The organism is Streptomyces sp. NPDC048254, assembly GCF_043201895.1.
GTDB lineage: Bacteria > Actinomycetota > Actinomycetes > Streptomycetales > Streptomycetaceae > Streptomyces.
On sequence record NZ_JBICZJ010000002.1, the window covers coordinates 17,785 to 36,174 of the forward strand.

20 protein-coding genes are annotated in these 18,390 nt (G+C 71.9%); 15 read left to right on the forward strand and 5 right to left on the reverse strand.

Annotated features, from left to right (window positions below; all coding sequences use genetic code 11):
* Window positions 1-50: 50 nt before the first annotated feature.
* The 3 genes from ACGFZQ_RS05255 to ACGFZQ_RS05265 are packed head-to-tail and all read left to right on the forward strand — an operon-like array spanning window position 51 to window position 2,157.
* Window positions 51-890 carry a hypothetical protein gene (locus ACGFZQ_RS05255; RefSeq protein WP_393839270.1) on the forward strand — a complete coding sequence of 280 codons (840 nt, stop codon included), beginning with the start codon at window positions 51-53 and terminating at the stop codon, window positions 888-890.
* Window positions 887-1,561, forward strand: coding sequence for a hypothetical protein (locus ACGFZQ_RS05260; RefSeq protein ID WP_393839271.1), 675 nt, complete (start codon window positions 887-889; stop codon window positions 1,559-1,561). The genes ACGFZQ_RS05255 and ACGFZQ_RS05260 overlap by 4 nt, the downstream gene beginning before the upstream one ends.
* Window positions 1,561-2,157, forward strand: coding sequence for a hypothetical protein (locus ACGFZQ_RS05265; RefSeq protein WP_393839272.1), 597 nt, complete (start codon window positions 1,561-1,563; stop codon window positions 2,155-2,157). Before ACGFZQ_RS05260 ends, ACGFZQ_RS05265 begins: the two co-directional genes overlap by 1 nt.
* Here ACGFZQ_RS05265 and ACGFZQ_RS05270 read toward each other — a convergent pair.
* Window positions 2,147-2,713: a hypothetical protein gene (locus ACGFZQ_RS05270; protein WP_393839273.1), complete on the reverse strand. Its 567-nt coding sequence runs from the start codon at window positions 2,711-2,713 to the stop codon at window positions 2,147-2,149. The two genes, ACGFZQ_RS05265 and ACGFZQ_RS05270, sit on opposite strands and share 11 nt — an antisense overlap.
* 1 nt (window position 2,714) lies before the next feature.
* Entirely contained in the window at window positions 2,715-3,389 is a 675-nt protein-coding gene (locus ACGFZQ_RS05275; protein ID WP_393839274.1) for a hypothetical protein, read from the reverse strand.
* A 591-nt stretch (window positions 3,390-3,980) separates the two neighbouring features.
* Here ACGFZQ_RS05275 and ACGFZQ_RS05280 point away from each other — a divergent pair.
* From ACGFZQ_RS05280 to ACGFZQ_RS05320, 9 genes are all read left to right on the forward strand, one after another.
* Window positions 3,981-4,700: a hypothetical protein gene (locus tag ACGFZQ_RS05280; RefSeq protein ID WP_393839275.1), complete on the forward strand. Its 720-nt coding sequence runs from the start codon at window positions 3,981-3,983 to the stop codon at window positions 4,698-4,700.
* Between the two features lie 17 nt (window positions 4,701-4,717).
* Entirely contained in the window at window positions 4,718-5,557 is an 840-nt protein-coding gene (locus ACGFZQ_RS05285; protein ID WP_351694080.1) for a hypothetical protein, read from the forward strand.
* Entirely contained in the window at window positions 5,554-6,861 is a 1,308-nt protein-coding gene (locus ACGFZQ_RS05290) for an ATPase, T2SS/T4P/T4SS family (RefSeq protein WP_351740934.1), read from the forward strand. The genes ACGFZQ_RS05285 and ACGFZQ_RS05290 overlap by 4 nt, the downstream gene beginning before the upstream one ends.
* Before the next feature lie 6 nt (window positions 6,862-6,867).
* Window positions 6,868-7,854, forward strand: coding sequence for a type II secretion system F family protein (locus ACGFZQ_RS05295; RefSeq protein WP_393839276.1), 987 nt, complete (start codon window positions 6,868-6,870; stop codon window positions 7,852-7,854).
* A complete protein-coding gene (locus ACGFZQ_RS05300) occupies window positions 7,851-8,771 on the forward strand; it encodes a type II secretion system F family protein (protein WP_393839277.1) in 921 nt (306 codons plus the stop codon). The genes ACGFZQ_RS05295 and ACGFZQ_RS05300 overlap by 4 nt, the downstream gene beginning before the upstream one ends.
* A gap of 73 nt (window positions 8,772-8,844) precedes the next feature.
* Window positions 8,845-9,096, forward strand: a complete 252-nt coding sequence (locus ACGFZQ_RS05305) for a hypothetical protein (RefSeq protein ID WP_351694538.1) — start codon at window positions 8,845-8,847, stop codon at window positions 9,094-9,096.
* A 100-nt stretch (window positions 9,097-9,196) separates the two neighbouring features.
* The gene (locus ACGFZQ_RS05310) at window positions 9,197-9,574 is read left to right on the forward strand and encodes a TadE family protein (protein WP_393839856.1); all 378 of its coding nucleotides are present in this window, start codon (window positions 9,197-9,199) and stop codon (window positions 9,572-9,574) included.
* Window positions 9,575-9,991, forward strand: a complete 417-nt coding sequence (locus ACGFZQ_RS05315) for a TadE/TadG family type IV pilus assembly protein (RefSeq protein ID WP_393839278.1) — start codon at window positions 9,575-9,577, stop codon at window positions 9,989-9,991. It abuts the gene before it with no gap.
* 2 nt (window positions 9,992-9,993) lie between these two features.
* Entirely contained in the window at window positions 9,994-10,458 is a 465-nt protein-coding gene (locus ACGFZQ_RS05320) for a TadE/TadG family type IV pilus assembly protein (protein ID WP_382528131.1), read from the forward strand.
* 3 nt (window positions 10,459-10,461) lie between these two features.
* Here ACGFZQ_RS05320 and ACGFZQ_RS05325 read toward each other — a convergent pair whose 3' ends face one another.
* The gene (locus tag ACGFZQ_RS05325; RefSeq protein ID WP_393839279.1) at window positions 10,462-11,982 is read right to left on the reverse strand and encodes a sigma-70 family RNA polymerase sigma factor; all 1,521 of its coding nucleotides are present in this window, start codon (window positions 11,980-11,982) and stop codon (window positions 10,462-10,464) included.
* A 203-nt stretch (window positions 11,983-12,185) separates the two neighbouring features.
* On the opposite strand from ACGFZQ_RS05325, the gene ACGFZQ_RS05330 reads away from it, so the two are divergent.
* The gene (locus ACGFZQ_RS05330; RefSeq protein ID WP_351740918.1) at window positions 12,186-12,536 is read left to right on the forward strand and encodes an SsgA family sporulation/cell division regulator; all 351 of its coding nucleotides are present in this window, start codon (window positions 12,186-12,188) and stop codon (window positions 12,534-12,536) included.
* Here ACGFZQ_RS05330 and ACGFZQ_RS05335 read toward each other — a convergent pair.
* Both ACGFZQ_RS05335 and ACGFZQ_RS05340 read right to left on the reverse strand, forming a co-directional pair.
* A complete protein-coding gene (locus tag ACGFZQ_RS05335) occupies window positions 12,526-13,584 on the reverse strand; it encodes a hypothetical protein (protein WP_393839280.1) in 1,059 nt (352 codons plus the stop codon). The genes ACGFZQ_RS05330 and ACGFZQ_RS05335 overlap by 11 nt on opposite strands.
* Window positions 13,581-14,231 (reverse strand): hypothetical protein, encoded by a 651-nt coding sequence (locus ACGFZQ_RS05340; RefSeq protein ID WP_393839281.1) that lies wholly within the window; start codon window positions 14,229-14,231, stop codon window positions 13,581-13,583. Before ACGFZQ_RS05340 ends, ACGFZQ_RS05335 begins: the two co-directional genes overlap by 4 nt.
* 302 nt (window positions 14,232-14,533) lie before the next feature.
* Between ACGFZQ_RS05340 and ACGFZQ_RS05345 the strand changes: the two genes are divergently transcribed.
* Complete coding sequence (locus ACGFZQ_RS05345) at window positions 14,534-17,548, forward strand: BTAD domain-containing putative transcriptional regulator (RefSeq protein WP_393839282.1); 3,015 nt, start codon at window positions 14,534-14,536, stop codon at window positions 17,546-17,548.
* Window positions 17,545-18,285, forward strand: a complete 741-nt coding sequence (locus ACGFZQ_RS05350) for an A24 family peptidase (RefSeq protein ID WP_351740907.1) — start codon at window positions 17,545-17,547, stop codon at window positions 18,283-18,285. Before ACGFZQ_RS05345 ends, ACGFZQ_RS05350 begins: the two co-directional genes overlap by 4 nt.
* Window positions 18,286-18,390 lie beyond the last annotated feature (105 nt).

An 18,390-nucleotide genomic window follows, 5' to 3' on the forward strand; every position in this document is an offset into this window, starting at 1 on the left:
CGGTACCGGATCACGGCGAGGCCCGCCAGGGCGAGGAGAGAACGAGGAAAGTGGCACTTGGAGACGGTCAGACCGTCGACGAACAGTTCGCCCGGCTCCCGAGAAGCAGACAGCGCGAACTCGAGGAGAAAGGGCTCGGCCTGCCGAGACTGCGCGACATCGCCCTTGAGGAGGGCGGTGAGCAGGCCGTGCAGCACATCCTCGCGGAACACTCCCGCCCTTCCAGCCTGTGGGATTTCGACGGCGATCGGCGCACGGACGAGAGCAGAGGGGCCTGGCCGTGGATACGGCTGCTCCTGGCCGCCGTCATCGGCGTGGTCCTGTGCCTGCTGTCCACGTACGTCGTCAATTCCTCGGCGCTCTTCGTCGGTGTCGCCTGCGGTGTGGCCGTGGCCTGGGCGGGGTTCAAGACCCGCAGGTCCCTCGGCGGGCTCGCGGCCTGCGGCCTCGTCGCGGTCGCCTATGTCGCCCTGATCTGGATGGGCTCGTACGCCGCCGACGAGTGGTACCTGCACCTGCGAGGGCAGGAGACCACGGTCACCTACGCGAAGCCCCTGCACGAGCAGGCGTCGCACGGTGTCCGCGTCACGTACTGCCGTGTCACGCTCCCGGACGGAGCGGTCCGCAGGGTGTTCAAGAACGACAAGCGGTGTACGGACGAGGCCATGGTCGGCGCCAGGACCCTTGCGGTGATCGATCCGTCGGATCACTACCGGCCGGTTCTCGGAGGCAAGTCCGCCATCGGCGGGACCGCCGCCGCGTATGTCTGCCTCGGCGCCGCCGCCGTCCTCGTCCTCACCCCGGTGACCGCCGCTGTGCTGAGCCGGTCGAACGAGCGGCGCGGCGGGCGGGGCGAACAGGGCCGCCGGGTGAGCGGAACGGACGTATGACCGACGGCACGGAAACCCGCGTCACCCCCGTCCCACCTCCCTCCGACTACCGCTTCGCCGTCCCCGACGGCTGGGAGCGGATCGTGCTGGACAGTCCGGAGCGCTGGACGCACCGCATCGACAAGCTGGTCAAGCGGGGGCTGCGGCGTACGCAGGCCACCCCGCAGCTGGAGGCCGCGCTCGCGGAGCGGATGCGGGCACAGGCCGAGGCCGCGCAGGCCAACGGCGGCGTGGAGATGTACGTCGTCAACCAGGTCCTCGGCCAGGTTGCCGTCTCCGCCGGTCTGGTCGTGACCGTCCTGCGGCCCGCCCCCGGCACCGACCCCGGCGACCTCGGCGACATCGCCCGCTCCCTCGCCCTCCGCACCGACGCCGGTGACGCCGGTGACGCCGGTCACGTCGGTGACGACGACGTCACCCTCGTCGACCTCCCCGCCGGTCCCGCCGTACGCCACCGCTACCTCCGCCGACCCGCCCCCGACGCCCCCGGCAGCCTCGACGGCAACAAGCTCGCCGTCGCCCACCTGGACGTCTACCTCGCCGTCCCGCACAGCGGCCAGCGGCTGTTGCTCTCCTTCTCGACCCCGACGGCACCGCCGCTGGAGCCGCTGGTGGAGGCCCTGGTCACGTTGTTCGACTCCGTCGCCCGCACCCTGCAATGGATGGCCTGATGCCCGAGTTCGCCGCCGCCACCGTTCATATGCGGACACCGGAGGACGCCCTCGCGCTGCCCGTGCGGTCGTCCGTGGATCTGCGCGGGTGGGCTGCGGAGGCCGCCCGGGGGCTCGCCGGCCAGGACGACGACGAGCCGAAGCTGTTCGACGCCCTCGCCGCCGAACTCCGCGAGGCCGCCGCCGACTCCCGCGAGCGCGGCCCGATCACGGCGCTGTCGTACGTCCCCGAGCCACGCCTCGGCGAACTCGCCCGGATCGAGCTGTCCGCGCTGGTCGCCGACGACACGTACCCGACGATGACCGTCGACCTGCTCCAGCGCTACCTCGCCGCCCCCACCCCGGTCTCCTACCGCCCGCCCGAGGCCGAGCTCCGTACCCTTCCCGCGGGCCCGGCGGTGCGGGTCCGGCACGCGTACGTCCAGGACGTCGGCCGGGACGGACTGGGGACGGTGCTGGAGACCTGTGCGTACGGCATCCGCGCCGACGAGACATGGGGGCTCGTCCTGCTCACGTCCTGGCGGGCGTTGGCCCACACGGACACCCTGTGCGAGCTGACCGACGAGCTGGCGGAGACGGTTCGGGTCACGTCCTAGCAGCGTCGGCTCGTCGGCTCAGGACCACCATCAGCCACACCAGCAGCACCGCCGAAGCGAGTGTCGAGGCGATGCCCACCGCCCACAGCCACGGGTAGTGGGCGAACACCCAACTCGGCGCCACCGAACGGTGTTTGCGCTTGCCACTGTCCATCGCGTCGAAGGCCAGGGACAGGAAGGCCAACAGCGACGCCACTGCCAGGACGGCGAGAACCGTCCAGGCCAGGGTGCGGGCCGGGCTGGTCCTCCAGGCCTTGCGGCCCACGCCGTCCAGTGCCCGGAGGAAGAGGGCGACCAGGAGCGGGGCGGCCACACCGAGGCACACCGCGAAGGCGTACGCACCGCCCGGCCAGTTCCGTGCCGCCCACTGCCAGGCGTCGTCGCCCCAGAGCATGGTGCCCAGCGCCATCAGGACGATCCCGCCCCCGATGCCGAGGAACATCAGGCACCCGAAGAGAGCGTCCCGGTCCTTCTTCGCCTTCTTCGCGCCGGGCCCCCGGACCCGCGATGCGGCCGGAGCGGCCCTCGGGCGCCTGGGCTTGGCCGATCCGCCCACGTCACCGCACCTCGCTGCCGACGGCCGTCGCCAGGCGCTGGACCAGGCCCTCGCCCTCCAAGGACGTCAGACGGCACCAGGAGCCGTCCGTGAAGGTGATCCCGAAGTCCCGCTTGCCGGCACTGAACGGTCGCCGCTCGACTGCGGTGACCGTGCTGAGGTCCGTCTCCCAGAGGACTTCCTCCCAGGGTTGCCTGGGGTCCTTCAGTCCGCCGAGCACCAGCAACCGGCGGTCGGTCAGGACCAGCTCCGTGACGTCCGGGTCGGGGCGGCGGGCCGGGTCCAGCTGCCAGGGGAGGGTGCGGGCGATCGTGCCGGGGGCCGCCCACAGCACCGGGAAGTCCTTCTCCTCGTTCTCCGGGTCCTCGCTCCTGCCGAGGCCGTCGGGCTGGGCCGGGCTGCCTCCGAGGAGTCCGAAGACGAGCGTGAGCAGGAGGGCGAACACCGCCACCACGCCGTCCCACACCACGCGGTCGAACCACGAGCGTCGGCGACACGTCGGCCCTGCCGGCCACCCCGCCAACTCGCCCTGGATGTCCCGCCGTTCCGGGTCCCGGAACCAGCGTCGTCCCTCGACGCGCCCCGCGGCCCCGGTCGCGAAGGACACCCGGCCGCGCGTGACGAGCTCCTCGCCCTCCGGGGGCTTCCAGTGATGGCGGTACGACGGCTCGATCACGGCCCGGCACCCTCCCCGTCATTCATGCCGGCGAACCTTCACCCGGCCGGCTGATCCTATTCGGACGCCGCCGCCGCAACCGCCGTCCCACCCGCGACAGTTCGGGCACTGCCGCCACGAACCGTCGGGGCCGGGACCGCCACCACGCGCAGGGCCGGTCCTGTCCGACATCTGCACCCGCCAGGCAAAAATCATGGCATGTGTCGGTCAAGCCGACGTGAGTGATTCGTGCAGGCCTCATGGGTGCGTGGTGAGGGCTCGTGGCGTGGAGGGTGTGCGAGCAGGGCGTTCGGGATTCGCCGGCGCACAGCTCGACTCGTGTCCGAGGCCCCCTACTCCCAACTGGCCCAAGGGCCTCCCTCGTTGCAGATCGCAACGACGATTTCAGTGAGGTCAAGGAGTCCGGCCGCGCCTTGAGGGGCTTATGTGCGGCTGATACGGTGCGATCGCTTGACACTCACCCCGCGGCGGAGTAATCAGCCGATTTCGGGGTGATTCGTGTGGAGTGTCCGCTTTCGCGGTGTGGAGAGCGTTGACGGCATTTCAGAGTTCTTGACAGACAAAGTCTTGGCTTTAACGGGGAGCGGTTGCGTGAAGATCCAGGAGCGTACGGGGGCGGGCGCCGGTCGTTCCGCCGGTCCGGCTCAGCCTTCGGTCGGTGACCGGCTTCCCACCGCGCCGCGCGAGCGCAAGCCGGCGCTGGCCGCACTCGCGGTGCTGCTGATCCTGCTGGGCGCGCTGGGGGCTACGACGCTCGTGCTGCAGGCCGGCAAGCGGATCGAGGTCATAAAGATCACGGATGAGATTCCGGCCGGCTCGTCCGTGAACGGAAGCAACGTGACCTCCGTCATGGTCGCCGACGACTCCAGCATCCACTACGTCAAGTGGTCCCAGTTGGAGAGCCTGAAGAAGCTGAAGGCCGTCACCACCATCCCGGCCGGTGTCGTCGCCGTCGGCGAGATGTTCGGCAGCGGCACCAAGCTTCCCGCCGGCAAGTCCACGGTCGGCCTGGCCCTCAAGGAGGGTCAGTACCCGACCGGTCTCGAAGTGGGCGACACCGTCGCCGCCTACCGCGTCAGCGGCTCCTCCTCCGGCGGTTCGTCGTCTTCTTCCTCCTCCGGCACCGACTCGCTGATCACGGGCGACGCCAAGGTCAGCGCCGTACCGGGGGAGAAGAGCAGCTCGGACTTCACCGCCAGCACCAACTACGCCATCACGCTCACCGTCGACAGCGACAAGGCCGCCGATCTGGCCGACGCCGCGTCAGGCGGCGAGGTCGCCCTCGTCCTCGTACCCGGCAACGGCAACTAGAAGGCGGCCCCCACCCCATGGCGCTCATCGCAATCGCCGCCGACAAGGGTTCCCCCGGCGTCACCACCGCTGCCGTCGCGCTGGCCGCGGTCTGGCCGCGCCGGGTCCTGCTCGCCGAGGCCGACCCGGCCGGCGGCGACCTGGTCTACCGCAGTGCCGCCGCGCACGGCGGACCGCTCAACCCCAACACCGGCATGCTCTCCATCGCCGCCACCGCCCGGCGCGGGCTCGTGCCCGACCAACTCTGGGACCACGTGCAGCCGTTGAGCGGGGGCCTCGAGGTCCTCGTCGGGCTCGGGATCGCCGAGCACGCCGCCGGTCTCGCCGGGCTCTGGCCCACCCTCGGGCACGCCTTCGCCTCCCTCGCCGACTCCCCGAACGCGCCCGCCGACGTCATCGCCGACTGCGGCCGGATCAGCGGCGACACCCCCGCCGTGGAGCTCCTCCCGCACGCCGCGCTCGTCCTGCTGGTCTCGCGTACCGAGCCCGAGGCCCTCGCCCGCGTCCGGGATCGTGCCGCCGCGCTCGCCCAGAAGCTGCACGGCGGCCCGCGCGGTGCCGCCGCCCTCGCGACCCCGCTGATCGGGGTCGTCCTGATCGCCGACCCGGCCGGCTCCGGCAAGCTGGTCAACCAGGTCAACGACATGCTCGTACACGCCCAGACCGGTGCCCGGGTCGTCGGCACCATCGCCGACGACCCCGCCGGCGCCGACCAGTTGGCCGGCCGCAAGCGCGGGCGCCTCGACAAGTCCCTGCTCATCCGCTCGGCCCGCAAGGTCACCGCCGACCTCCACCAGCAGTACGGCGCCGCCTGGTCCGTACCGACGCAGGCGCCCCATGCGGGGGCCGGCCGATGACGGCTGTCGACCACCAGTTGGTCAAGCGGTTCCGGCAGGACGCCGGCGACCGGATCGCCGAGCAGCGCCGCCAGGACCAGGTGTCCGGCGTCACGCCGATGTCCACCGAGGACGAACGGCAGTACGCCCGCGCGGTCATAGCCCAGATCCTGGAGGAGAACGCCCGCGCGGAGATCAACGCCGGGCGCACCCCGCTGGACGCGGAGACCGAGGAGCAGTACGCGGCCGCCGTGCACGCGGCGCTGTTCGGCGTCGGCCGCCTCCAGCCGCTGCTGGACGATCCCGAGGTCGAGAACATCGACATCAACGGGTGCGACCAGGTGTTCGTCGGGTACAGCGACGGGCGGGAGGCCAAAGGGGAACCCGTCGCGGAGACGGACGAGGAACTCGTCGAGCTCATCCAGGTGCTCGGCGCCTATTCCGGTCTCTCCTCCCGGCCCTTCGACTCCGCCAACCCGCAGCTCGACCTCCGCCTCCCCGACGGCTCCCGGCTCTCCGCCGTCATGGACGTCACCCGGCGGCCCGCGCTGTCCATCCGCCGCGCCCGCATGGGCAAGGTCTTCATCTCCGACCTGGTCGGCAACGGCACGCTGACGCCCGAGGTCGCGCACTTCATGGCCTGCGCCGTGCGCGCCCGCAAGAACATCATGATCGCGGGCGCCACGAACGCCGGTAAGACGACGCTGCTGCGCGCCCTCGCCAACGAGATCCCGCCGCACGAGCGGCTCATCACCGTGGAGCGCGCGCTGGAGCTCGGGCTCGACACCTTCCTCGACCTGCACCCGAACGTCGTCGCCTTCGAGGAGCGGCTGCCCAACTCCGAGGGGCAGGGCACCATTTCGATGGCCGAGCTGGTCCGCCGGTCGCTGCGTATGAACCCATCCCGGGTCATCGTCGGTGAGGTCCTCGGCGACGAGATCGTCACCATGCTCAACGCGATGTCGCAGGGTAACGACGGGTCCCTCTCCACGATCCACGCCAACAGCTCCAGCGAAGTGTTCAACCGTATCTCGACGTACGCCCTCCAGGCCTCCGAGCGACTGCCCATCGAGGCCAGCCAGATGCTGATCGCGGGCGCGGTGAACTTCGTCGTCTTCATCCAGCGGCGCAACAACTACCAGACCGGCGGCCGTCTCCAGCGCATGGTCACCTCGGTCCGTGAGGTCAACGGCGTGGACGGCCGGGTGCTGTCCAGCGAGGTGTTCGCGGAGGCCCATGACGGCCGGGTCGTACCGCATGCGCCCATAGCCTGCCTGGAGGACCTGATGGCCTACGGCTACCAGCCGCACGGGGCGTGGGGGTGACGTGACATGAACCTGGGTTCCCTCGGCTCCATGGGCGGGCTCTTCTCCGTCTCGGTCCTCTACGCCCTCGGCTGCGGTGTCGCCGTCGGCGGCGGGCTCGCGCTGCTGATCCTGGCCGTCCGCGGCCTGCCCGCCAAGCCCGACCACGAGAAGCAGAAAGCCAACGAACGGGCCGCCGAGCTCATCCGGTTCGCCGGTCAGCGCGGTTCCCTCGCAGCCATCGTCGGGCTCGCGGTGCTGCTGCTGACCCGCTGGGCGGTGGCCGGTGTCGCCGCCGGTGTCCTGGTCTTCTTCTGGGACAAGCTGTTCGGCGGCGCCGCCGAGGAGCGGGCCGCGATGAAGCGGGTGGAGGCGCTCGCCTCCTGGACCGAGTCGCTGCGCGACACCATCGCCGGCGCGGTCGGCCTGGAGCAGGCCATCCCTGCTTCCGCCCGCGCCGCCGCGCCCATCCTCCGCCCGCACCTCGACGCGCTCGTCGACCGGCTGCGCGCCCGCACCCCGCTCCCCGACGCGCTCCAGCACCTCGCCGACGAGATCAACGACGCCTCGGCCGACATCATCGTGGCGGCGCTCATCCTCAACGCCCGCCTCCGTGGCCCGGGTCTGCGCCAGGTGCTCGGCGCGCTCGCCAAGTCGTCGCGCGAAGAGGTCGACATGCGCCAGCGCGTGATGGCCCAGCGGGCGTCCACCCGGCGCTCGGTGCAGATCGTCGTCGCCGTGTCGGTCGCCTTCGTCCTCGGCCTCGCCGTCTTCAACCGCGACTTCGTGGAGCCGTACGGCACCGCCGTCGGCCAGCTGGTCCTCGCCCTGGTCTGCGCCCTGTTCGCGCTCGGCTTCTGGTGGCTGCGCAAGCTGTCCACCATCGAGACCCCGGAACGGTTCCTGGTTCGCGACCAGTCCTCCGTCCAGTTCGTACGACCGCCCCGCACCGCGCCCGGGCAGCCCGGTCAGCCGGGCCAGCAGCTGCCCAGCGAGGAAGGAGTACGCCGATGAACCTCACGATGCCGATCCTCGTCGGCGTGACCCTCGGACTGGGCGTCTACGCCCTGATCCGGGCCCTGATGCCGTCCAAGCGCAGCGCCGTCGCCCAGGTCGCCCGGATCGACGCGATGCGGGCGCGTGGCGCGGCCTACGAGTCGGCGCGGGGGACCCGGGACACCGGCCGGTTCGGCTCACTGCGCGCCGACGTCGGCGAGCGGGTCGCCGAGTTCTACCGGCAGCAGGGCTGGGAACAGCGCTCGCTGCGCGCCGATCTCGCCGTCCTGGACCGCAGCTGGGAGAAGTTCCTGGCGACCAAGGTGCTGCTCGCGGCCGGCGGAATGCTCTTCGGGCCGTTCCTGTTCGCCGTCGTCTACACGATGGGCTTCGGCCGCAGCCCGGTCATCCCGGTCTGGCTGGCCCTGGTCTGCTCGGTCCTGTTCTTCTTCCTGCCCGACCTGGAGGTACGACGGGACGCGGCCGACAAGCGCCGGGACCTCAAGCGGGTCATCGGGGCCTACCTCGACCTGGTGTCGATGAGCCTCGCCGGTGGCCGCGGCCTGCCCGAGGCACTGATGGCGGCCGCGGAGATCTCCGACGGCTGGGCCAACCAGCGCATCCGCAACGCCCTCTCCGACGCCCGGATCACCGGCGTCAGCCAGTGGCAGGCCCTCGGCGCGCTCGGCGAGGAGCTGGGCGTCGAGGAACTGAAGGATCTGTCGGCCTCGCTGGCCCTGGTCGCGGACGACGGCGCCAAGGTCCGTGAGTCCCTCGCCTCCCGCGCCGAGACCATGCGCCACCGCGAACTCGCCGAGATCGAGGGCAGTGCGGGCGAGAAGTCCCAGTCGATGCTCGTCGCCCAGCTGCTGCTGTGCGCCGGCTTCCTGGTTTTCCTGATCTTCCCGGCGGCGATGCGGGTGTTCCAGGTGTGAGCTGTTCCAGAGACCTTCGACAACTGCTGATTCGATCAAAGTAACGGGAGAACCCACCATGAGCGGACGGAACCTGACCGGGAGGAACTTCAGCACCGGGATCCCGGCGATGGACTTCCTCGTCACCTTTCTCCAGGGCCGCGTGCAGCGTGCCCGCTCCGGCGAACTCGACCGCGGTGCCTCCGCCGTCGAGTGGGTCATCATCTCCGCGGTCGTCGTGGCGATCGTCGGTGTCGTGGCCGCCATCATCAACGCCGCGCTGAGCGACGGCGCCAAGAAGGTCGGCGACTGCATCAAGGGCGCCAACGCGAGCGGGACCTGCTGACCAGGCACGCGACGGGGGCGAAACGGGGATGACGGGGGTCTTTGTGGACGTGAACGGATGGCTGCGCCGCCGGGCTGCCGCCGCGCGCGGTGACTCGGGCATGACCGCGATCGAGTTCGTGTTCCTCACCCCCGTCCTCTTCTTCATGATCTTCGCGACCGTGCAGTTCGCGCTGTACTTCTTCGCCGACCACGTGGCCCAGGCGGCGGCCCAGGCGGGCGCCCGCAAAGCCCGTGCCACCGCCGACGCCGAGCCCGGCGCCTGGCGCGGCGAGGCGCAGAACGTGGTCGACTCCTACATCAGCCAACTCGGGCCGCAGCTGGTCCTGTCGCCCGACGTGAAGATGCTCCAGCCGGAGCAGAACACGGTCGGCGTCGAGATCACGGCCCGCATCCCCACGGTGTTCCCGGGCCTGGACCTGACGGTGCACGCGCAGTCCTCGGGGCCGGTCGAGCGGTTCGTGGAGGATACGAACTAGATGTCCACCCGCCACGAAACCGCTCTGGACGACCGGGGGTTGTCGACCGTCGAGGTCGTCATCCTCGCCCCGGTCATGATCCTTTTCATACTCGTCCTGGTGGCCTTCGGCCAACTCGTCGACGGGCGGGGCGCGATCGACGGCGCCGCGCGCGACGCGGCCCGGGCCGGCTCCATCCAGAAGGACCACGCCACGGCCCTGTCGGAGGCCCGCAAGGCCGCCGAGGCCGACCTGTCGGACGTCTGCTCCGGCCCGGTCTCCGTCGTCCAGACCAGCGCGGGCTTCGCGCCCGACACCATCTTCACCGTCGAGGTGAGCTGCGAGGTGCGGGGCCTGGCCATGCTGGGCCTGGACATCCCGACCACCCTCACCGCGAGCTTCTCCTCGCCGCTGGACCCGTTGCGGAGGTCGGCGTGAGCGTGAGCATCGCATTGCTGCGCACCTGGTGGACCGCGCGCCGGCTCCGCCTCGACGACCGGGGCTCCGGCGCCGGCGCGGTCATCATCTTCACTCTTGTCTTCCTTTCCCTCTCTGCCTTCGTCATCGACGGCGGCCTGTCCATCTCCAAGCGGGAGCGCGCCGCCGACATCGCGGAACAGGCGGCGCGGTACGCGGCGCAGGACATCGACAAGGAAGCCTTGTACGAGAACCAGGGCACCGCGCCGATCAACTTCCAGGACTGCGACGCCCGGGTGAAGACCTTCGCCCGCGAGATGGACATGTCCAACGCCGACATCGCGGGCACGCACTGCATCGCCGCCGACGCGCAACAGGTCCAGGTCGAGGTCCAGTTGACGTACGAACCGGTCTTCACGGGCATGTTCTACGGCGGCGCCGTCGTGGTCCACGGCCAGGCGACGGCGGAGAACGAGGTCGGCGGCTGAGGGTTACCGGGCCGACGGCTGTTGCCGCTGCTGCGGGACTTGGCCGTTACGGTTGCCGTTGCCGTTGCCGTTGCCGTTGCCGTTGCCGTTGCCGTGCCCGGGTGGGCAGTCGTCGTCGGCGGGTGGGGTGGCCGGGGCCGGGTCGGGGTCCTCGGTCGGCGGGGTGTCCACGGGGGCCGGGTCGGTCGGCTCGGCGGGGGGCGCGGGGTCGGTCGGCTCCGCCGGGGGAGTCGGTTCGGTGGGTTCCACCGGGGGAGACGGGTCGGCCGGAGGAGTCGGTTCCGTCGGGCTCGTCGGGTCCGTGGGCTCGGACGGCGTCGGCTCGGTCGTCACAGGCGGTGCGGTCTCGCCGCCCCCCTCGCCACCCGAGGCGGCCTTCCCGCCGGGATCCGACGCGGACCCACCGGTGTCCGACGGCCGGGTGACGACCGTACGCACCTGGTCGGCCGTATCCCCGGACCCGCCCGCACGCTCCGCCCCCGTACCGCCACCCTTCCCGGTCGCCGCGGGCGCCTCCTCTGGCACCACCGGCGTCCCGGCCACCGGCACCTGGGTCACCGGTGCGTCCGCGACCGGCGTCCGCCGGGCCGGGGCCGAGGCGGACTGGCCCGGGCCGAGTATGAGCACCAGCGCCGCCGCCCCGGCCGCCATCGCGCCCGCCACGGCCACCACCGGCGCCTTCGTACCGCCGACGGTGGTGGCCTGCCGTACGCCGTGCAGCAGCCCGCCCCCGCCCACGTGCCCGCCCGTCGCAGCCCCGGCGGCGGTCAGGGTGAGCAGGAACTTGCCCGCCGTACCCCCGACCGCGAACACCAGCAGAGCCGGGCCGACGAGGGCCGGGAGCCGGTCGTTGGCGGTCATCAGCGCGGCGAGGCGGGCGCGGCAGTCGCCGCAGGTGTCCACATGGGCGAGCAGCCGGTCGGACTGTCGTTCCGTCGCCGTGCCCCGCACGTACGCCGGCATCCGGCTCCAGTGGACCTGGCAGGCGGGGTCGTCCGGCGCGCCGGTCTGCGTGCGCAGGAACGCCTGCCGCATGCCTTCGCGGGCGCGGTGCAGCAGGACGGCGGTGGCGCCCTCCTTGGTGCCAAGCTGCGGCCCGATCTGCGCCAGCGACTGCCCCTCCGCCTCGGCCAGCCACAGCGCCTTGACCCAGCGTTCGGGCAACTGGGCCAGCACGCGCACGAGCAGATCGACGGAGGAGACCTGCTCGGCCGGATCGTCGCCGTGCCGCCCCGCCTCGGCCTGCTCGCCGGCGTGCGGATCCCGGGGCGTCTCGCGCACCGCACCGCCGGCGGCGTACGCGAGGTGCCGGACGGTCGTCATCAGATACGCCGACACGTTGTCGATCTCGTGCCCCTCGGCCAGTCGGCGCCACACCCGGAAGTGCGCCTCGGCGACGAGGTCTTCGGCGACCCACGCGTTCCTGGTGAGGGAGCGGGCATACGCGACGAGACGAGGCTGCTGTTCCTCGTAGATCCGGGCGTAGGCGGTGGTGCTGATGACTGCAGAGGAACCGTCGTGCATGGCGGAACGCTCCAGTTGCCGGCGTGGGGCGGGGAAAGGGCTTGTCACTGTAGATGGCGGAACTTTCAAGCAAAGTTTCAAGCACCTCAGAAAGTGACACATGTCACTCAACTAGCTTGTGTTTCCCGCGTAATCAAACGGACGCCGGGCGCTCTCACAGTTACGACGACCTGCACCGCACCACACCGCACCCGGAGAAGCCCGTGCCCATCACGCTCGAACAGCCCACCGGCGCCCGCCTGCTCACCGCGGACGAGCAGGAGGTGGCGGTTCCCGCGACCCTCCGCTACACCTCGGCCGACCCGCAGGCCGTGCACTTCGTCTTCCCGCCGTGGATCTCCCTGGACGGCGAGGAGGTCACCTGGACCTTCGCGCGAGCCTTGCTGGAGGAGGGCCTGGAGGGTCCGGCCGTGCTCGGCAATGTGCACGTCCGCCCGTACGGCCCGGCCCGCACGGTCGTCGAACTCCGTGCGGAGGAGGGCGTGGCGGCGATCAGCTTCGCCACGTCCGCCCTCACCCGCTTCCTGCTGTCCTCCCTGCGGGTCAGCGGTTGACGGACTGGATCTCCTGGACGGTGATCTCCTGCGTGTTGCCGAAGGTGCCGTCGGGGAGTTCGCCACCGGTGCCGCCGGCGCCGCGCCAGCTGATCTGCCAGGTGACGGAGGCCTGCAGCCGGTACGGGGTGCCGTTGGTGGCGTGCAGGTAACGGACGCCGCAGGACGGGGTTTTGTCCGCGTCGCCCGGCCGGTACTCGGTGCCGATGGAACCGTCGTCGTTGATCGTGCAGTCGCCGGAGGCGGGAAACGTCTCGGCGTCATCGGTGCCCGGGTCGAGATGCAGGGCGACCGGCTTGGCGGTGGTCTCCGCCCACAGGCCGGTGCCGGGCAGTTCCGCGCGGACCTTGACCTCCTGGAAGCGGCCCTTGTCCAGCCAGGCCCAGGTCGGCAGGTTGACGGTGGACCTGGCGGCCGGCTTCAGCTCGACCGAGGTGGTGGGCACCTTGATCTTGTTGTACGCGTAGTCGGCGAGGGTCTCGGGAGTGGGTGCGTCGGGGTCGTCGGGGACCTGCCCGGCCGGGACCCAGAACATCAGCTTGCTGCACAGCGAGCCGTCGTCGATGGCCTCGATGCCGTCGGGGGCCACCCCGCGCCAGAAGTGGCCGTCCTTGCCGAGGTTGTAGTTCTTGTACCCCGGGACCGTGGCCGGCTCGGTGAAGATGGTGGTGGTGTCCTTGCCGTCCTTGAAGTGGTCGGTCCACAGCCCCTTGCCGAACCACGCGGTGCGCATGCCGACGTCACCGTCGCCGACGCGCTCGGAGAAGTCCTTCAGCTGCTGCGGGGTGAAGACGGGCTCGTACCAGCACTGCGGCGGCTTCCAGTTGACGTCCGTGGCGGTGACGGAGCCCAGCTTGCCGCCGGTGGGGCCACTGATCCGGGTGACCTTGATACGGGAGTAACTGGCCGAGGCGGAGAGCTCGTTCCCGTCGGCCCCGCCTCGCGTGCCGGTGCCCTCGTCTCCGATCGCGACGGCGGGCGTGGCGCCCAGCAGGGCCACGACGAGCGACGCGGCGAGCACGGGTATGCCCCGCAGGCGCGGCCTCACCGGGAGCACCCGCCCCGCTCCGAGTGGACGGACGAGTTCTGCCAGACCCCCTGGGCGCTCTTCGCCATCGAGACCGTGTAGACGACGTAGGGGTCGGTGCCCGCGGGATTGCCCGCTTCCTTCCCCGTCTTGCGGTTCTTCGTGTACGCCTTGCTCTCGTCCGTGCAGTAGGTGACGGACGCGCCCTTGCCGCCGCTGCCCACGACGACCTTGGGGCCGAAGACGGGCAACTTGCCGATGACGGTGAGGTTCTTGTCGGTGTACGTCTTGATCCACGCCTTGGTCTGCCCGACGACGCCCTCGCTGTCGTAGAAGGAGACGTCGGTGCTGTCGGGGTCGTTCGCGATGATCGCCGCGTACCCCGCCTTGAGTTCTTCCCTGGCGTCGTCGAGTACCGCCTGCTCCGCCGGATCGCTAATCGTCCAGTTCTCGAACGTCAGCTGGAAGCTGCTCGGCAGCGTGATCACCGGGCGTTCGACGCCGGACGCGGCCGACGATGCCGAGGCGGACGCCGACGGGCTGCCGGACCGCGTGTCCGCGCCTTTGATGTCATCGGTCCTGCCGTCGTCACCGCTTCCGCCGCAGGCGGTCAGCAGGAGGGCCGCGGCGGCCGTCAGGGCGGGCAGGGTCAGGGTGCGGCTGGCCACGGTTGAGTCTCCCCCGGAGTTCGACATGTGTGCAGCTGGGAACGAAGCTACCAGGGGGGTATGACAGTCCCTTGTGCGCTGGTGGGGGGTTGTGTGGGGCATGTGGAGAGGCGGTGTGCGGACCGGGTGGCGGCAACTCCGGCCATTGGGGCCCCGCTTGATGAAAAGGGAGGAAACGGGCAGGCGTTCGCCGTTCTTCCCTTCGACGCTGTCGGTGCCAGTCAATAGGATCGTCAAGGGGACCTCGATAGGCTCGATGCGCCCCCGGCCCACTCCTTCCACACGACCCCAGGACACCCGCCATGGCGCGACGCAGCACATCAAGCTCGACGGGAAGACCGACGGGGAACCCGTCGGGTCCGCGGAACCGGACCCCGCAGCCGGTGCGGGTGCGACGGCGTACGTTCGGGGACTTCGTCAAGGCCTTCGTCGCCTTCGTGGCGCTGCTCGCGCTCGTCGTCGGCGTCCCCGGCGCCCTCGCCATGACCGTCGGCTGGCCCCTGCCGCACAGCGCGCCGACGATGGACTGGCTGTCGCAGCCGATCGGCGTCGACACGTTCCTGAACACCCTGACGGTCATCGTGTGGCTGGCCTGGGCCCAGTTCACGGCCTGCGTGCTGGTGGAGGTCAAGGCCGCCGTCTCCGGCGTCGGCCTGCCCGGCCGGGTCCCCGGCGCCGGCCCCAGCCAGCTGCTCGCCCGGCAGCTGGTCGCGGCCCTGCTGCTGGTCGGCGCCACCGCCGCCAGCCTCACCCCGGGCCTGTCGCAGCTCGGCCACAGCATGGAGGGCAACCAGAAGGGCACGGTGGCCGCCGCCCAGGCGACCCCCGGCCTCCTCGCCCAGCAGCAGGAGCAGGCCAAGAGCACCGCCGCCGCCCTCGCCGAGCAGGCCGGCCATGCCGCCGCCCAGGCCCAGGCCGAGCACGGCTCCACCACCGCCGCGCACGGTGCGACGAAGTACTACCGGATCCAGCCGCCCGAGGGCCGCCACCACGACTCCCTCTGGGAGATAGCGCAGCGCCACCTCGGCGACGGCCGCCGGTACAAGGAGATCTACGAGCTCAACAAGGACCGCGTCCAGCCCGACGGCTCCCGGCTCTCCGAGGCCAGCCTCATCCGGCCCGGCTGGATCATGGAGATGCCCGGCGACGCCCACGGCGGCGAGCTCGTCGAGAACCCCGACGCGCATGTCTCGCCGGACGTCCAGCAGCAGATCGGCGACTACGCCAGGACCGGCGACCACGCCCAGCAGCACCAGCAACAGCAGCAGGGCGGGCAGCACGCGGGCGAGGACGGGGCCACCGCGCAGATCTCGGTGCCCAGCCAGCGCCAGGCAGGCGACGCCGGCACGCCCGCCCAGGCGCACGACGCCTCCGGCCACGCCTCCTCCGGATCGGCCTCCGGATCGGCCTCCGGGTCGTTCTTCGGGTCTGCCTTCGGGCTGTCCGAGGCGCTGCTCGGCGCCCCCCTCCTCGCCGCCGGGCTGCTCGCCGCCCTCGGCCGCCGGCGCCGGCAGGCCCTGTGGCAGTCGGCGCTCGGCGCCGTCGGCGGCCGGCGCGGCATGGAGCCGCCGACCCCGACCGGCGACGCCCAGGACGTGCAGGACGCGCTCCTGGTCGGCGCGGACCCGGAAGGCGTACGACTGCTCGACCGGTCCCTGCGCGGACTCGCCGCCGCCCTCACCGCCGAGTCCCGTTCGCTGCCGGTCGTCTACGCGGCCTGGCTCAGCCACGGCGATCTGCATCTGCAACTCGCCCAGCCCGCGGGCAAGCCCCCGGCGCCCTGGCAGCTCGGCCAGGACCAGACGTTCTGGACGCTGTCCCGCGCGGACGCCGAGCGCTACGAGGACACCGACGCCGCGGCGCCGTACCCCGGCCTGGTCAGCCTCGGCACCATGGACGACTCGCGGCTGCTGCTCAACCTGGAGGCCGTGCCCGGCATCGTCTCGCTCAGCGGCCGGGAGGCCGACCGGGCCGCCGTGTTCGCCTCGGTCGCCGCCGAACTCGCCACCAACGGCTGGTCGGACCGCATGACCATCACCCTTGTCGGCTTCGGCGCCGACCTCACCCCGCTCGCACCCAACCGGCTGCGCCATCTCGACGACGCGGAGGCTCTGTTCGAGGCGATGGAGGCGGAGACCCGGCAGCGGCGCGGCGCACTGGGCGCCGCCGGCCACGACTCGGTCCTCACCGGCCGCACCGGCCCGGCCCAGCACACCCGCTGGGCGCCGAACCTGGTGCTGCTCGCCGCCCAGCCGTCCGCCGAGGACGCGGTGCGGCTCGCCGAACTCGCCGCCGACGCCGCCCGGCTGGGCATCGGCTACCTGGTCGGCACCGAGAGCGCCGACCTGCCGGGCGCCTCCTGGGCGATGGAGATCACCCCGGACGGCAAGCTCCTCGCCCCGCTCCTCGGACTCGAACTGGACGCCCAGCTGCTGCCCGCCGTGCAGCAGCGCGCGGTCGTCGAACTGTTCGTCGAGGCCGACCCCGAGCGCGACCCGGACGGGCCGACCAACGCCCCGCCGTTCCTCGTCGACATCAGCGAGCAGGGACGGCCCGCGGTGTACGCGCGGCTGGTGGGACCGTACGAGATCATGGGCCTCGACACGCCGGACGGGGACCGCAGCGCGCTCCTCCACGAGGCCCTGGCGCTCCTCCTGCTGCACCGCGAGGGTGTGCACCCGCGCGTGCTGTCGTCCGCGCTGTGGCCGCGCGGGGTGACGGAGGACGTCCGCGACGCGCTCCTTGACCGGCTGCGGGCCTGGCTGGGCACCGACCCGGACGGCAGCCCGCGGCTGCGCTCCGACGCCACCGGCCGTCTCGTGCTCGCCAAGTCAGTGGTCTCCGACCTGGACGTGCTGCGCTCCCTCTACTACGAGGCCACCCAGGGCAAGGGCGTCGGCAGCCGCGCGGTCCGCGGCCGCCTCCTCACCGACGCGCTCGTGCTGGTGCGCGGCCCGTTGCTCGCCGACCGCGCGGAGGGCCGGTACCGCTGGCTCACCCACGAGATCATCGACGCCCAGCTCCCGCTGCTGGTCGCCGACATCGGCCTCGCCCTGTCCGCGTTCCACCTGGAGAAGGACCGCGCGGAGAAGGCGATCGAGGCGCTCGGCGCGGCGCTGAAGACCGCCGCGACCGACGAGCGCCTCTGGAACGAGCTGCTGCGCGCCACGCACGCCACCGGCGACCCGGACCGCGTCCGTGCCCTCGCCGCCGACCTCGTCACCCGCAGCGGTGCGCGCGGCCTGCCCCCGCGCACCGAGGCCCTCCTCGACGAACTCCTGCCGACCTGGCGCGACGGCGCCGCCGCGACCGGATGACCGCCCTGGACCTCGCCCTCCCGGCCGCCGCCGCCCTCTGGGGCGCGGCGGCCGGCACCCTGCTGCCCCGCGCCGCGTACCGCTTCTCGGCACCGGCGGGGGAGCAGTGGCGCAAGGAGTGCCCCGCCGGACATCCGATCAGCGGGTGGCTGGGCCGGGGGCGGTGCGGGCCGTGCCCACCGGAGAAGGCCGTCCACGGCCCGCGTACCACCCCCCTCGCCCTCGCCACCGCCGTGGTCTGCGTCCTGCTGGCCCTGGCCACCGGCACGCGTCCGGAGCTGGCCGTCTGGCTGCTCCTGGCCCCCGTCGCCGTGCTGCTCGCCCTGGTCGACTTCCGGGTCCAGCGCCTCCCCGACCCCCTCACCCTCCCCGCCGCGGCCGCCGCCCTCGCCCTCCTAGGTGCGGCCGCCCTGCTCCCCGAGCACGCGGGCGACTGGCTCACCTCCCTCTACGCGGCCCTCGCCCTCGGCGGCGCCTACTTCGTCCTCTTCCTCATCAACCCCGGCGGCATGGGCTTCGGCGACGTGAAGCTGGCGCTCGGCATGGGCGCCGTCCTCGGCTGGTACGGCTGGCCCACCGTGCTGCTCGGCACCTTCGCGGGCTTCCTGTTCGGCGCGCTGTACGGCGGTGCGCTCGTCGTCGTACGCCGGGCCGGGCGCAAGACGGCGATCGCGTTCGGGCCGTTCCTGATAGCGGGGGCGTTCGCGGGGCTCCTGGTGGGGGCGTACACGGCGTAGCCCAGGGCACGGGCGTACGGACACTTCACCCGATTCAGTGATTGTGTCCTGCCTCCGGTGATCGCGATCCTGGTGGGGCGGGCCGCGTGAGGCGGGTCGCGTGGA

Excerpts from the sequence above, each read along its gene's own strand:
- ACGFZQ_RS05260 (WP_393839271.1), top strand. The coding sequence starts at position 887 with ATGACCGACGGCACGGAAACCCGCGTCACCCCCGTCCCACCTCCCTCC.
- ACGFZQ_RS05265 (WP_393839272.1), top strand. The coding sequence starts at position 1,561 with ATGCCCGAGTTCGCCGCCGCCACCGTTCATATGCGGACACCGGAGGAC.
- ACGFZQ_RS05285 (WP_351694080.1), top strand. The coding sequence starts at position 4,718 with ATGGCGCTCATCGCAATCGCCGCCGACAAGGGTTCCCCCGGCGTCACC.
- ACGFZQ_RS05290 (WP_351740934.1), top strand. The coding sequence starts at position 5,554 with ATGACGGCTGTCGACCACCAGTTGGTCAAGCGGTTCCGGCAGGACGCC.
- ACGFZQ_RS05295 (WP_393839276.1), top strand. The coding sequence starts at position 6,868 with ATGAACCTGGGTTCCCTCGGCTCCATGGGCGGGCTCTTCTCCGTCTCG.
- ACGFZQ_RS05300 (WP_393839277.1), top strand. The coding sequence starts at position 7,851 with ATGAACCTCACGATGCCGATCCTCGTCGGCGTGACCCTCGGACTGGGC.
- ACGFZQ_RS05310 (WP_393839856.1), top strand. The coding sequence starts at position 9,197 with ATGACCGCGATCGAGTTCGTGTTCCTCACCCCCGTCCTCTTCTTCATG.
- ACGFZQ_RS05315 (WP_393839278.1), top strand. The coding sequence starts at position 9,575 with ATGTCCACCCGCCACGAAACCGCTCTGGACGACCGGGGGTTGTCGACC.
- ACGFZQ_RS05325 (WP_393839279.1), bottom strand. The coding sequence starts at position 11,982 with ATGCACGACGGTTCCTCTGCAGTCATCAGCACCACCGCCTACGCCCGG.
- ACGFZQ_RS05345 (WP_393839282.1), top strand. The coding sequence starts at position 14,534 with ATGGCGCGACGCAGCACATCAAGCTCGACGGGAAGACCGACGGGGAAC.
- ACGFZQ_RS05350 (WP_351740907.1), top strand. The coding sequence starts at position 17,545 with ATGACCGCCCTGGACCTCGCCCTCCCGGCCGCCGCCGCCCTCTGGGGC.